This is a genomic window from Pleomorphochaeta sp. DL1XJH-081 (assembly GCF_049310885.1).
Lineage (GTDB): Bacteria > Spirochaetota > Spirochaetia > Sphaerochaetales > Sphaerochaetaceae > CAYZJV01.
The window spans coordinates 1-239 of the sequence record NZ_JBMDYO010000203.1 but is presented as its reverse complement, the minus strand read 5'-3'; the positions used below and the strand labels follow the sequence as shown (position 1 = coordinate 239).

The window sequence follows — 239 nt, the reverse complement described above, 5'->3', positions numbered from 1 at the left end:
CGTTCGTGGTGAAGCATTCCTCTGCGACGGCGGGGGACGACACCACCACCATGAGACGGTTGCCGAAGCGGAGAGAGAAAATGGGGCCAAGTCTGAGAGAGAGAGAATGATAGGTGCGATGAAGAGGGAATTTTAGGAGGTGGAGATGTCCTAAGAGAGGGAGTGCAGGGAAAGGAGTCGGAGGAAGTTTTCTTTTTTCTTTCCTTAGGTATTTGAAAGCTATACTAAGAAATAGCAAG

At 49.4% G+C, this 239-nt stretch carries 1 protein-coding gene; it reads right to left on the bottom strand.

The features are described 5' to 3' along the window. Window positions 1–238: cytochrome P450 (locus tag ACODJP_RS14470; RefSeq protein WP_422482689.1), on the bottom strand; the 238-nt coding region annotated here is incomplete at its 3' end. Between the last annotated feature and the right edge of the window lies 1 nt (window position 239).